This window comes from Pseudovibrio sp. FO-BEG1, assembly GCF_000236645.1.
GTDB lineage: Bacteria > Pseudomonadota > Alphaproteobacteria > Rhizobiales > Stappiaceae > Pseudovibrio.
Genome location: NC_016646.1, coordinates 279,814 through 292,304, shown reverse-complemented (window position 1 = coordinate 292,304; position 12,491 = coordinate 279,814). Strand labels below are relative to the sequence as shown.

Genomic DNA, 12,491 nt, shown 5'->3' with positions numbered 1-12,491 from the left:
CTCAATGCAAAGGATAGCATCATGAAATCCATCATTCTCAGCAGTATCTTCGCTCTCACCTGCACAGCCGCCTGGGCGGAGATGCCATACGCGGGCTATGATCGTCTCACTGTCTCAGCCGCCCATCGAACATCAGCAGTTGCCGCCTCCATCTGGTATCCTGCTAAGACTGCGACCTATCGTGGTCTGGTGGGTGATAATGCGGTATTCAAAGGCACTTCGGCCTATGTTGGTGCTGCAGTTCAAGACGGTAAGCATCCACTCGTATTGCTGTCGCACGGCTCTGGTGGAAACATGGACACGATATCGTGGCTCTCCTCAGGTTTGGCATTGAAAGGGGCCATGGTGCTTGCGGTTAATCATCAGGGCAGCACGTCTGGCGACTCTTCCCCAAGACGCTCGACGCGTTTGGATGAGCGGGCTCAGGATCTGACCGCGGCTCTGGATGAACTGCTCTCAGACCCTTATCTCGCGGAGCACGTCGATAAGAACCGTATCACATCCCTCGGCTTCTCGTTGGGTGGAGCAACTGCACTTAATCTTGCAGGTCTGCGCTTTGATGGTGATCGGTACAACGAGTACTGCCAGGGTATTGGCAAGTCTCAGGCTGACTGCGTGTTTCTCTCCAAAGGTGGTGTCGACTTCTCCCGTATGCCTGCGGGATTTTCAAAGGGTGTTGAAGACCCACGCGTTTCCGCTGTTGTTGCTATCGATCCGGGCTTTACTTACGCAGTTGATGAGCAAAGCCTTATAAAGGTTCAACAACCGGTTCTTTTGATCAACATCGGTCAGGAGCACCTTTGGAAGGCGGCTGATGTTGGATCAGACGGCAGCAACCTTGTTGGGAAGCTTGAGGATGCGACTTACGCAGTCGTGAAACCCGGTTACCACTTCACGTTTCTGGCAGAATGTAAACCGGAAGGGCCTGCAGTCTTAGCAGCTGAAAAAGATGATCCGGTCTGTGACGATCCGGAAGGGACTGACCGCGCGCAAATCCACACGGATATTCTTGCAGAGATTGCCCGTTTTCTGAAGCTGTGAGGTGAGGGAGCTGATGCTCCCCCTCGTCGCTCCTCAAAGGAGGCCTTGCTCCCGCTTGGCCTCTTCCAACTCTTCCTCATCAGTGTAGCCGATGAGAATACCAGCCTGCAGTTCTTTGCCAGCGTTCGCTGCGATCTGTTCATCCGTCATGGTGATGCGGGTATGGTGCTTCCGGTACCAAGCAAACAAAGCTTCGCTCATCCGCTCCCGCTCAGCTGCGTAGGCAGGGTCTGCGCCAAGGTCTTGAAGTTCCTGTGGGTCTTCCTGCAAATCAAAAAGCATAGGGCGGAAACCTTCCGCATGAATGAACTTCCAGCGCTTATCCATAATCATAGCCAGGCGACAATCAGATACCGGTAGCCCAAGATCCATTCGCGCGTTCCGCATGGAGTAGTCATACTCGCTGATCGTGAACTCACGCCACGCGACCTGCTCTGCACTTTCCAGCAATGGCAGAAGAGAGCGACCTTCCAGAACGTTCGGCTTGGGTGTGCCTCCGCAGAACTCCACAAAGGTCGGCGCAAGATCAATGGCTTCCACCAGATCATCACTAGTGGTTCCGCGTGTGCTGTCCGCTTCTGGGCGCGGGTCGACTACGATCAACGGGATTTTGACAGAAGGTTCGTGGAAGAGTTCCTTCTCACCCATCCAGTGGTCACCTAAATAGTCACCGTGATCGGAGGTGAACACGATCATGGTGTTATCGGTTAGACCCTTTTCATCGAGAAACTTCATGAGCTTACCGATTTCATCATCAATCTGTTTGATCAGCCCCATATAGGCAGGGATGACCTTGGCGCGGGTCTCATCATTGGAAAATGCTTTAGAAACACGCTCTCCCATGAACGCCTTAAACACGGGATGCGGATCTTGCCTCTCGTCTTCGGAACGGACAACAGGCAACACATCTTCAGCGCTGTACATGTCATGATAAGGCGCTGGCACAATGTAGGGCCAGTGCGGCTTGATGAGGGAAAGGTGCACACACCACGGTTGGTCTCCAGCAACAGCGACAAAGTCTTTAAACCGCTGGATCATATAGGGAGTTTCAGCGTGCTCAGCTTCCACGCGAGCTGGCTTATCGGAATGACCAAGCAACCAGCCGGAGAGGATTTCTCCATCATTGCCTTCTGCTGAGTTCGCCCATCGCTCCCACTGGTTAGGCCCATCATAGCCTTTGGCTTTGAGATAGCTATCATATTCTGGGTTAGGTGAGTAAGGCCCGTCTGGGTGGAGGCCATCGTCGCGTTCGAATACTTCAAACCCGCATTCGGCAACGCGAGCGCCGATGAAGCTTTCAGGTGAGATTCCCAGGCGTGCCATGCCTTCGGTGTCAGCACGCATATGCGTTTTGCCGACCAGTACGTTGCGTACACCGATCTCTTGCAGATGATCGCCAAGCGTTGGCTCTCCCACCCGAAGCGGAATGCCGTTCCAGGTGCTACCGTGGGAGCGAACGTATCGGCCTGTATAGAAGCTCATGCGAGACGGGCCACAAATGGGGGACTGCACATACGCACGGTTAAACCGAACGCCGCGTTCCGCCAGCCTATCGATGTTTGGGGTGTGTAAATGCGGGTGGCCATAACAGCTCAGGTAATCAAATCGTAGCTGATCACACATGATCCAAAGCACATTGCGGCCATTCGCCATCTCAAACACCTCCCCAGATTGATGGGGTATATTCCCTTATTTGTCACAGGATTAGCAAGGGGAGGGCAGTGTTTAACTTGACCTCATAGGCTCTGGCTTTTTCAATCATTGATGAGCAAATCTGGCTGATTATACTATTGCGTGTTTTTAGAATGAGAGTTTTGGGGGAAATTGTTGAGATGTGTTTATCTAAGAAATTAATTGCGCTGAGCTTTGGTGTAGCCAGTCTTGTGAGTTTTTCTTTGGTCCAAAGCGCCACTGCTGAAGAGAGGATTGTTTCCATACCAGTTGGTGATCAAAACATGGTCGCAACGCTTGAAACGGCCTCACAAGAAAACGCACCTATCGCCATACTACTGCATGGTTTTACGGGAACGCGGGATGAACTGCCGGTGAAGGAAACGGATGAAGGCGTTTTCTCTCGCATGGCCCGCCTTTTGGCTGAACAGGGCGTTTCATCTTTGCGGATCGACTTCCGCGGATCTGGCGAAAGTGACGGTAAATGGGAGGACACGACCTTCTCCAGCCAGATCAAAGATGCCGTAACCGCGATTGCGTGGATTCGTGCGCAAGATGCGTTTAAAGGGGGTAAACTTGCGTTGATCGGTTGGAGTCAGGGTGGTTTGGTTGCGAGCCATGCTGCAGCTGCGAGATCAGATGTCGACAGTGTTGTGTTGATGGCCCCAGCAACTAATCCCCTCGTAACCTTCACTGGCCTCTTCGGTAAAGAGCTTGTCGAGAAGGCCATGTCTTCTGATCCGGAAACTCCAATCACGGCCAGTCTGCCGTGGGGCGTGGATACGACGCTGAAGGCTCGCTTCTATCAGGAGCTGCCGATAACAAGCCCGCTTGCAGCAGCTGCGCAGTATGATGGGCCGCTGATGGTGATTATGGCTCAGAAAGATGCGCTGATTACACCGCAGCCCGCCATCGGTGAAGCTTGGATGAGGTACCACAATGGTGAAGAGAAACTGCTAGTGCTCGATACGGATCATGTCTGGAGTGCGTTTGAAGGACCAAAGATGATAGATGAGCAGGTCGTGCCTGCTATTCTTGAATGGTTCGAGGAACAGCTCTAGCCTTTTGCTGTTGGAGCAGTCGGTCGATTGAGGGCGGCTGCTCCTGAAGAACTTTCAGTATTTTTGTGCCAGCTTTCGACTTAGCTTTACAGCTTCACGTTAGGGGAGTTGAGGGCAAGCAAAGTGCTGGATGTAAAGCAAAAAGAGCAAGTGGTCGCTATTCCGGTTGGGGACCAGAAGATTATCGGAACACTTGCAGGCTCTACCAGTGTTGGCGCGCCCCTTCTGATCCTCCTTCACGGCTTTCATGGAAGCCGCGATGAGCTTGAGATCGTTGGGACCAGTGAAGGCCTCTTCTCTCGCATGGCCCGCGTTCTTGCTGAAGTTGGCTACGCCACTTTACGGATAGACTTTCGCGGGTCAGGAGACAGCGACGGCGCTTGGGAAGACAACACTTTTGAAAGCCAGACTGAGGATGCAATCGCCGTTGTTGATTGGGTCAGAGCTCAAAGAAACCTATCGTTCTCCAAACTCATTCTGGTTGGCTGGAGTCAGGGCGGATATATCGCTGGATGTGCTGCGATAAAGCGGTCTGATCTTGATGGCATTGCTCTGCTCGCGCCAACTGTCCACCCTCGAAAAACCTTTCGCCATCTGGTTGGAGAGAAGGTCCGCACCTGTGCCGCGCTTGTGGACCCGGATCATTTGGTTTCCGCAGAATTTCCCTGGGGTACCAAAATTCAGATCAAGGCCCGCTTCTTTCAGGATCTGCCTGAAGTTCCTCCGGTATTGGAACGATCAGGGTTTGTGAGCCCCATGCTGGTCGTGGCTGCCCGGCATGACCGGGTCATCTTCCCTCAACCAACCTCCAGCGAGATCTGGCTTCGCCGACATCTGGGGGCAAAGCAACTGACCGTCCTTGATACGGACCATGTCTTCGGAGTTCTGGAAGGGCCGGATGAGTTTGATCATCAGTTGATGCCAGCACTGTTGAATTGGTTGGTGAGTAGCTTTTAAAATAATGATATAAAAGCTATGTTATCCTGAAGAAGTTTTTTATTTTTAATAAGTAATTATTGAATTTTGTATTACCTTTGTACTCTTTCGAGCATTCTTTTATAACCCAATTCTTTTTCAAAGAAATATCTTGAATTAATTGTTTTTCTTTCAAGAAGTTGTGGGATCCAGTATTGTTTTTCTTCTCGTAAAAACTCTTAGTAGCTTTGAAGTCGAACCCATAAAATGTGACTGTTCTTGGTTCACATTGTAGAAGCAAGTATGACACCATTGCACCTACTGATGGTCTGGCACTTAGTTGCATATTTAAGTTCTTCCATAATGTCATGGGAAAGAACAAATTCTCGGGACCTTTTTTGAAGAGCTTTCTCTCTTTAGGGGACATGTAAACACGAATATCGCATTTGCAGAGAGGATATATTTCTTTTACGAGCTTGTAGGTGCTGTAGCACCAGATATCTGTCCGTGCCCCAAAACAGTGCGTGTCAGGTATTAAAATGCCACGGTTCATTCTTATGACAATGTCATGCTCATCAATTTCACGGCCGTAAGAGTAACTCATTAGATTATTTGAGTTGCCGATAACTGCGACGGATTTGCCAGAAATATACTTTTTCAGTTGCATCATGCGTATTGATTATGTTGGTGCAGTGTTGCGTGAATTTCATTCTCGAGCTCACTGCTTAACTCACAAATATCTTTGTCTGCATTTGTCGGCATTACTCCAATAACAGAGTTCAAGTCACTTACGTAGCCGTGTATTTGCTGCCGAATACAGCTATTGATACGATCAGGTATCACTCCTGCACGTTCCAAGTCTTGAAGCGTAGATTGAGCCTTTCTTGGGTATTTATAGAGATTTTCAATAATGAGGCCGCAAGTCCATGTTGGATTGCTATTGTAAAACGCATTGAAGGTGCGGATAAAGGCAACATCCAATACTTTGGGTCCTATGCCGGCATTTTGTAACCTAACTGCGCTCACAAAATTCTCTGCGGTTCGACGAGCGACTGTTTTTTTGTAAACGTTCTGCCAGTCTTTAACTGTGTAACGGTCAGTGCTTAGAACGTTGCGCCCATTGAGTATATCAGTACGAGAAGGGGCGCCTTTGGAGATGCAATGGCAATGTCCGTCAAATGAGTGCAGGAGCTTTAGTTGTAATTCTGGTATGTAAAATGACCACGAAGCGACATTGGCCTTGTATCGGATACCATCTACGCTGAGCTGTCGTTTGAAGAAACGGCTAGGTTTCGGTAACGAGATTTCATCAAATATAACGATTGTGCTTCTCCAGATTGGTTCGCCAAGTTCAAACATTGGCATTTGGTCTTGGGAACTCTAAGCGGAAAATTTGCTTTTAGCAGAACTTTCGAGATGCATTAGATGCCATCAAAATAATTAGCAAGCACAAATTTCATCAAACATTTTAGTTGCTCGAGACCTTGCGTTCTCGAGGTTTTCTTTAAGACTTTCCTGTTCATCCGGACTCCAGCACCACTGTTCTGGAGATGCTGTCAAAAGGTGTTTGGTGTCAGTAAATACACGCGCGGGATTTAACCCCATGTCATTCAAAAGAAATGTGATTTTTTTTGTATTTGATGCAACTGCAACAAAAGGTGTGCCAGCGCACAAAGCCAAGCATGCACCATGGAAACGTCCGGTAATGTACAAATTTCGTTGGGCTAAGAACCGTGCCAGTTCTTCATCATCATTGAAGCAACTATAATTTTTCCACCAGCATGTAAGACTGTAGCGCAAATCTTTTAATGGATATGATGTTAAAGGAGAACGATAAGTTGGACGTACGCTTGCAAAGTAGTTTTCTCCTCTCGATGATCTAAATCCTTTATACAAATCTCGTGTGACATTTCTTTTGAGGGCATCACCCCATGCGACTCCACTGCGTGGATTTAAAGTGGAAATGGGTTTAGAACTGATAAGACTTAAGTCAGGACAATAATGAGCTTGGACGCCATGTTCGGTCAGTTTTTTTTGACTGTTGGTATCTCTTAAAGAGATGTAGGATGCGTTCGAGATAATATCGACCCAAGAGGTAGGGTTGTCTTGCCAAATACTATTAATTAGTGCGATGCGATTGCTTGAGGTTTTCTCTTGAAATATGCGCATGCATTTTTCTGCTTCCGAGCTTCCGCTATGAAATGTGCCTTCGCCATTAATAAGTATTAGGTCTGCTTGCTTCGCGTGCTCAACAAACACAGAATCCTCCCACCAAGAAGCGCCTACTCGAGAGGTCGCAGACAAACTAAACCCTCTGTGCTCCATTTCTTTCCGAATTACGCGTGATACTGCTCGACATCCATGATGCCACGTGTCGAAAGTGTCATTCATCAAAACATATTTGAACATCAGGCAGCTTCTTCTATTTTTTTCTTATTTAGTTTGTAATGTACTGCGGAGAGAAATGAACGTTTCCATGAAATACTGGGAGTTTCCATAGTCTGCACATCAATTCTGTTTGAGGAGCATACGTCCACTAGCGATATTTGATTACTATCAGATTGATCTTTCAAAAACCGAGAGATACGTAGTTCTCTTGGTAAGGAGTGTTCATATACTGCGACCGTTTTAGTAAATGATGCCAAGGCCTCCGAGACCATAGAGACGCTTTCCGCACTAACGATTGCACAAGCGGCATCATTTAATAAAGACTGCATACTCGGGCTATCGCCTTCACTGTAAAGGATTAGCTGGTTAACTTTTATGTTGCTTTCGTGAATGTAGTTTTTAATTTTTGTCTCATTTTGAGTTCCTGTGCGATGTGACGTTGTCACGGATAACTCAAGACTTTCTTTTTTCGCGATTGAAGCAGCTAAATGAAGTACCCGATAATAATACTCCTCAGAGTATTGATGTGATCCAGCGTTGCCACCGAATGCGACGAGAAGTTTACTTCGTTCCGCAGGAGGCAATAGTGCCTTACCGTCGATTTGAGAAGGGGCATAGGGTAATTGATACTCATTTCTTTTAGCGGTATGTCCGGGGTGCGAAATAACCAAGTCGACCATTTCCGGGGGAATCCGTTTGACCTCGCCGAGATGGATAGAGAAGCCTCCGAGACTTTTTGAAAGAAAAGCAGCAGGTAACTCTCCAGACCCTAAAGTTGAGATGACAAATGCATCCTGTACATCTTCTTTAGAAGGAACGTCTCCTATGCAAAACAATGAAGCGATTTGCTCCAAAATGCGCCCAAATTGCTTTTGCTGTATCAGATGGAGAAATAAGGTCTCAAACATCCGGCTGCGAAACCTGATATCAAGAATCTTGATCACCCCGCCAAACTCTTCTTGAAGAGCTTTAGCTAAACCCAGAATGTTATTCTGATCTCCGAGTATGTTGCAGCGGATCACAAATATGTCTTTTGTTTCTTTTTGCATTTTATCGACTTTTTGCGCTAGCAAAGCTTTGGTTAGCTAAGAGGAGGTAATCCGTCGAACTCCTTTACGAGACATCATTTCATCTGCGTAAAACTCGAGCTTCTGTTCGGTTATAGTGGTTTGGGGAGATATCTTATTCATTAGATAGCTTCGAAAAGCCTCAGAGAAGTAAGAGCCAAACCTCCTATTATCTCGTTCTAATTTCCATCTAGAAGATAAAATTTGCTTAGTCAAAAATTGCTTAGCTTTTACGGAGATATTTGGTTTCTCGAGTTGAAAGAATGCTGAAAAGAAACGATCATGATGTTGCTGTGTTGTGTTTACGCTAAGATTGTTGTTGTCCGGTGGACGCAACCAGTAAACGACATCATGGACATATGCTAATCTGTTGGCTTGCTCGCTTAAGCGTAATGGTAAAGATTGATCTTGGATAAATACCCGCTCATCAGCACCTCCTGAGTATTTCCAAAGTTGGGCGTCAACGAGGAAACCCATATGCACTATTTGTTTTCGTGCACAATAAGCGAGCGGGTCGGTTGAGACTGTAATTAAAGAGGTAGGATCAACTCTAGCTTGCGTCCGATATCCACGTTTCGACCTCCCAAATACAAGTGGGGCTCCTTTGTCACCTGCAATGTTTAAGAGAGTTCGAGTGCCGTTCGTTGTAAGGAAATCGTCTGCATCGATAGGGATAAAGTAACTGCCATTAGCATGATTAGCTGCTTGGTTAATACGTCTTGCTGGTCCGTAGTTCTGATGGTTCTCTACAACTTTAATTCTTGCATCATTTGCAGTTTGACTTTTCAGATACTCAACAGAGCGATCTGAAGAGCAATCGTCAACAAAAATCAGTTCGATTTCTGCTCCCTCCAAACCTTGTTGGTTTCTGAGGCACTCGATCGTTTCAGGAAGCTCACGTTCCTTATTGTAGACAGTTATTAGATAACTGATCAGCGGTTTCACGATAGGACCTGCATAATTGATAGCGAAAATAGTCTTTACTTATTAGACCTTTTTGCTTTTTCAATCAATTGATACTGGTAAAATTTAGCTAATCGAATGAAACGAGAGTATGCATAATTGTGGGCATCTACTACCCCCCACAAGCCATAAAGAAAACCTCTACGTAAGATGTAACTCTTCAGAAATGAGATAGGAAATTCAGATAGTAATCTAAACTTAGAAACTTGCCGGCCCCTACTGATCATGTCTCTTACTTGCATATCAGAGTAGCGGTTTAGTTTTTCTACAGCAAACTGGATTGATCGTTGAGAGCGATGGTCAACCTTGCCTTTCAGTTTAGACGTCACTGCACCTTCATTTGGTCTCACTGTGTCATGAACGCTAGAGGTTGAAAAACGTCCCTTTTCGCGATTGTAAAGCCGATATTGCCAATACCCATAGGCCCAAGGCTTAGCCGTCTTTTCATGCGGAAACACATCCACAATATGGACTTTAAAAATGTCGTGTTGAGGTACTGGTTGAAAAAGGTTTTTGATTTCTATAGCTAGCGCAGGAGTTATTTCTTCGTCGGCATCAATGTTCAAGAGCCATGTGTTTTGGCATTGATCCTCGGCAAAGCGTTTTTGCTCCCCATATCCATTCCATTTATTGTAGATGACTTTGGCTCCAGCGTTTTCAGCAACTTCTACTGTTTTATCTGTAGAGCCAGAATCAACCACTATGACTTCATCCACCCAAGACTTAAGACTATTGATCGCTTTTAAAATGCGGTCTTCTTCATTCTGGCTGATGATAAAAGCAGAAATCGGTAGTTTAGTACTCAAGGGACAGTTCTCTGAAGTTCAATGCAGGATTGGTGTTTGCGATACATTGTGTGTTTGAAATTATCAAGCGGTTGCCGGCTTTGAATGGGGCCGTTCGAAATCGTATGCCACAGTTACTGATTTTTTTTTAGATTGTCAGCAGAAACTGATGGATAAAGGTGCACTTAGGTTCAAATTGAGACTTTCTGAGGGCAAAGCCCTCTGAAAGGCAAAATTGCAAAAAGTCAGTTTCTGATGAATTTGCTGACAAGAACGCTTGAATCCCCAAGCCCATAAGCTGTAAAGCGCTTTACTGCATTTGACTGTGCTCGAAACGGACCATGTCTTCGGAGTTCTGGAAGGGCCAGATGAGTTTGATCATCAGTTGATGCCAGCGCTGTTGAACTGGCTGGTGAGCAGTTTTTAGGGAGAGGAGCCCAGCCTGCAAAGCAAGTTTGAAGGCTGGGAGCGGCCGGGGGATGGAGTTTAGGCTTCCACGAAGCGTTGCAGGTCGTTGAAACTGCTGCTCCAGCCTTGATCGTGGTTTTTGGTCTGCTCTGGATCGGCGAAGACTTTCTGGACCATGGTCATGCGCGTTCCACCCTCGATGGCTTCAAAGGTGAGGTCTACGTCGGTTTCATGACCACGAACACCATCATTGATCCAGCCCCACGAGAAACAGAGGCGGTTTGGGCGTTCCAGAACTTTGTAGATGCCGGAGACAGTGTAAGCGCCGCCTTCTTTGGTTGAGGTCATCGTAGTTTTCCAATGGCCGCCTGCGCGCACATCCATTTCACAGTCTGGGGTGGTCATGCCTTCTGGTCCCCACCACTGAACGAGCATTTCAGGATTGGTCCAGGCATCATAGACCTTTTCAGGTGAGGCTTTGAAGTCGCGGGTGATCCGCAGAGTGGTTTCTTCCTGTGTCATGCTATCGGCTGCTGTCATCATCTTCCCCTTGCTGTTTGTCGAGCAGTGCTTCCAGCCGGTCAAAACTGGTGTTCCAGAAAGTGCGGTAGCGCTCGATCCATTGATGCAGGTCTGCAAATCGGTCTTTCTTCAATGCACAAACCCTCCATTGCTTTTCAATGCGTCGTTCGATGAGGCCAGCGTTTTCAAGCAGTTTGATATGCCGGGAGATGGCAGGAGCTGACATTTTAAATGGCTCGGCGAGTTGCCCGACGGGCAAGTCACCTTCCTTCAAAAGTCGCTCAACGATGGCAAACCGTGTCGGGTCTGCTAAGGCTCCAAAAACTTCCGGCAAGTTGGTTTGTGTATTCATTTCACCATCTCATTAATTAATAAAAAAGTTAAATGAAGAATCACAACCGGTCAAGCAGTCCTGCAGACTCATCTCAAGTTGGCTTGTCCTTCCCTTATGGAATGCATGGTCCTGTCGCGTCACCGGAGGAAAAAGTTGCTCACAGGCTGAGTAATTTTCAAATATATCTGCGCGGCATCTTGGCAATAAACAGCAACAAATCATGCGAAAATGATTGAGATGCCAAAGACGAAAATTAATTCTACCTCACGCCATAGAAACGAATAGAAAAACGTAAAAAACTGAGTTAGGTGGCAAGTAATCTTTGGTGCTGAAATACAAGCTTCGGTGCCTTTCCTCAAAACCGAACGGTGTGCCACTCGCGGATTTCAATCCCGCGAGACGAACGGCATGAACCCGGACATTGCAGGCTTGTTATGAGTGAGATGGTTTCCCATGCCCCGGCTCAGGGCAACGTTAAGTATGGCATCCTCTGGATGGTGGCAGCCATGTTTATGTTCGTCATTGTCGACAGTGTGGGCAAGTATCTGTCTCTGTCCTATCCGGTTCTGCAAGTGGTTTGGGGGCGGATGTTCTTCCATCTGCTGTTCATGCTGATCTTTATGGCGCCGCGGGTTAAGACCATGATGGTGCCAAACAATGGTTCGGTTGTTTATCTGCGCGCGGTTCTTGTTTTGGTGATGACTATCGGGTCTGTTGCCGCAGCCCAGTTGATCCCGGTTGCAACGCTGCACGCGATCGCATTGCTTTCTCCCATGATGGTGACGGCTATGTCAGTGCCGGTTCTGGGTGAAAAGGTTGGCCTTCGCCGCTGGACATCCATTCTGGTTGCGTTTGTTGGCGCGCTTTTGATTGTGAAGCCGGGGGCTGATGTGCTTGATCTGGGTGCGCTGATCGCAGTGGCGACCATTGTTGTTTACTCCGCCGGACACATCGTGGCGCGATATGCGAGCAAATTTGATACACCATCAACCGTGCTGTTCCATACTGCGCTGCTGGGAGCGGTGGTCACCACGCTATTCACGCCGTACTTCTGGCAAGCACCGGACATGGAAGGCTGGGCACTGCTGGCTTTGATTGGCGCCGTGTCTGGTCTGGGCCACTATGCCATTGTGAAGGCCTTCTCGTTTGGGGAAGCGTCCACCATTGCGCCGTTCAGCTACAGCAGCCTCATCTGGGCTATGTTGATTGGCCTTATGTTCTTCGGCGAGTTCCCGGATACTCTGACGCTGGCTGGTGCGGCCATCATTTTTGGGTCGGCCATCTACATGTGGCATCGGGAAAAAGTATTGGGAACAGCCGCATAGATTATGCGCTT

At 47.6% G+C, this 12,491-nt stretch carries 13 protein-coding genes; 4 read left to right on the top strand and 9 right to left on the bottom strand.

Annotated elements, in window-relative coordinates; all coding sequences use genetic code 11:
- Positions 1–21: 21 nt before the first annotated feature.
- The gene (locus PSE_RS25925; RefSeq protein ID WP_041769235.1) at positions 22–1,041 is read left to right on the top strand and encodes an alpha/beta fold hydrolase; all 1,020 of its coding nucleotides are present in this window, start codon (positions 22–24) and stop codon (positions 1,039–1,041) included.
- A gap of 33 nt (positions 1,042–1,074) precedes the next feature.
- On the opposite strand, the gene PSE_RS25920 is transcribed toward PSE_RS25925, so the two are convergent.
- The gene (locus tag PSE_RS25920; protein ID WP_041769233.1) at positions 1,075–2,694 is read right to left on the bottom strand and encodes an alkaline phosphatase family protein; all 1,620 of its coding nucleotides are present in this window, start codon (positions 2,692–2,694) and stop codon (positions 1,075–1,077) included.
- A 302-nt stretch (positions 2,695–2,996) separates the two neighbouring features.
- Between PSE_RS25920 and PSE_RS25915 the strand changes: the two genes are divergently transcribed.
- Positions 2,997–3,773, top strand: coding sequence for a S9 family peptidase (locus PSE_RS25915; RefSeq protein ID WP_244421401.1), 777 nt, complete (start codon positions 2,997–2,999; stop codon positions 3,771–3,773).
- A 123-nt stretch (positions 3,774–3,896) separates the two neighbouring features.
- Positions 3,897–4,730, top strand: coding sequence for an alpha/beta hydrolase (locus PSE_RS25910; RefSeq protein WP_014290367.1), 834 nt, complete (start codon positions 3,897–3,899; stop codon positions 4,728–4,730).
- A 16-nt stretch (positions 4,731–4,746) separates the two neighbouring features.
- Here PSE_RS25910 and PSE_RS25905 read toward each other — a convergent pair whose 3' ends face one another.
- The 8 genes from PSE_RS25905 to PSE_RS25875 all read right to left on the bottom strand — a co-directional run bounded on the left by PSE_RS25905 (position 4,747) and on the right by PSE_RS25875 (position 11,173).
- Positions 4,747–5,358, bottom strand: coding sequence for a glycosyltransferase family 29 protein (locus PSE_RS25905; RefSeq protein ID WP_041769230.1), 612 nt, complete (start codon positions 5,356–5,358; stop codon positions 4,747–4,749).
- Positions 5,355–6,047, bottom strand: a complete 693-nt coding sequence (locus PSE_RS25900; protein ID WP_014290365.1) for a hypothetical protein — start codon at positions 6,045–6,047, stop codon at positions 5,355–5,357. The genes PSE_RS25905 and PSE_RS25900 overlap by 4 nt, the downstream gene beginning before the upstream one ends.
- 81 nt (positions 6,048–6,128) lie before the next feature.
- Positions 6,129–6,947, bottom strand: coding sequence for a polysaccharide pyruvyl transferase family protein (locus PSE_RS27140; protein ID WP_244421400.1), 819 nt, complete (start codon positions 6,945–6,947; stop codon positions 6,129–6,131).
- A gap of 149 nt (positions 6,948–7,096) precedes the next feature.
- Positions 7,097–8,125, bottom strand: a complete 1,029-nt coding sequence (locus PSE_RS25895) for an ELM1/GtrOC1 family putative glycosyltransferase (RefSeq protein WP_014290363.1) — start codon at positions 8,123–8,125, stop codon at positions 7,097–7,099.
- A 36-nt stretch (positions 8,126–8,161) separates the two neighbouring features.
- On the bottom strand, positions 8,162–9,088 hold the full coding sequence (locus PSE_RS25890; RefSeq protein WP_014290362.1) for a glycosyltransferase family 2 protein: 927 nt from the start codon (positions 9,086–9,088) through the stop codon (positions 8,162–8,164).
- Between the two features lie 35 nt (positions 9,089–9,123).
- Positions 9,124–9,912 (bottom strand): glycosyltransferase family 2 protein, encoded by a 789-nt coding sequence (locus PSE_RS25885; protein ID WP_014290361.1) that lies wholly within the window; start codon positions 9,910–9,912, stop codon positions 9,124–9,126.
- A gap of 465 nt (positions 9,913–10,377) precedes the next feature.
- Entirely contained in the window at positions 10,378–10,839 is a 462-nt protein-coding gene (locus PSE_RS25880) for an SRPBCC domain-containing protein (RefSeq protein ID WP_244421399.1), read from the bottom strand.
- Positions 10,823–11,173 carry a helix-turn-helix transcriptional regulator gene (locus PSE_RS25875; RefSeq protein ID WP_014290357.1) on the bottom strand — a complete coding sequence of 117 codons (351 nt, stop codon included), beginning with the start codon at positions 11,171–11,173 and terminating at the stop codon, positions 10,823–10,825. Before PSE_RS25875 ends, PSE_RS25880 begins: the two co-directional genes overlap by 17 nt.
- Positions 11,174–11,589: 416 nt before the next feature.
- Between PSE_RS25875 and PSE_RS25870 the strand changes: the two genes are divergently transcribed.
- Positions 11,590–12,480 (top strand): DMT family transporter, encoded by an 891-nt coding sequence (locus tag PSE_RS25870; RefSeq protein ID WP_014290356.1) that lies wholly within the window; start codon positions 11,590–11,592, stop codon positions 12,478–12,480.
- Positions 12,481–12,491 lie beyond the last annotated feature (11 nt).

What these genes read in the sequence shown, in the direction of transcription:
- PSE_RS25895 (WP_014290363.1), bottom strand. Translation starts at nt 8,125, where the DNA reads ATGCAAAAAGAAACAAAAGACATATTTGTGATCCGCTGCAACATACTC.
- PSE_RS25870 (WP_014290356.1), top strand. Translation starts at nt 11,590, where the DNA reads ATGAGTGAGATGGTTTCCCATGCCCCGGCTCAGGGCAACGTTAAGTAT.
- PSE_RS25920 (WP_041769233.1), bottom strand. Translation starts at nt 2,694, where the DNA reads ATGGCGAATGGCCGCAATGTGCTTTGGATCATGTGTGATCAGCTACGA.
- PSE_RS25900 (WP_014290365.1), bottom strand. Translation starts at nt 6,047, where the DNA reads ATGTTTGAACTTGGCGAACCAATCTGGAGAAGCACAATCGTTATATTT.
- PSE_RS25875 (WP_014290357.1), bottom strand. Translation starts at nt 11,173, where the DNA reads ATGAATACACAAACCAACTTGCCGGAAGTTTTTGGAGCCTTAGCAGAC.
- PSE_RS25915 (WP_244421401.1), top strand. Translation starts at nt 2,997, where the DNA reads ATGGTCGCAACGCTTGAAACGGCCTCACAAGAAAACGCACCTATCGCC.
- PSE_RS25880 (WP_244421399.1), bottom strand. Translation starts at nt 10,839, where the DNA reads ATGACAGCAGCCGATAGCATGACACAGGAAGAAACCACTCTGCGGATC.
- PSE_RS25925 (WP_041769235.1), top strand. Translation starts at nt 22, where the DNA reads ATGAAATCCATCATTCTCAGCAGTATCTTCGCTCTCACCTGCACAGCC.
- PSE_RS25905 (WP_041769230.1), bottom strand. Translation starts at nt 5,358, where the DNA reads ATGATGCAACTGAAAAAGTATATTTCTGGCAAATCCGTCGCAGTTATC.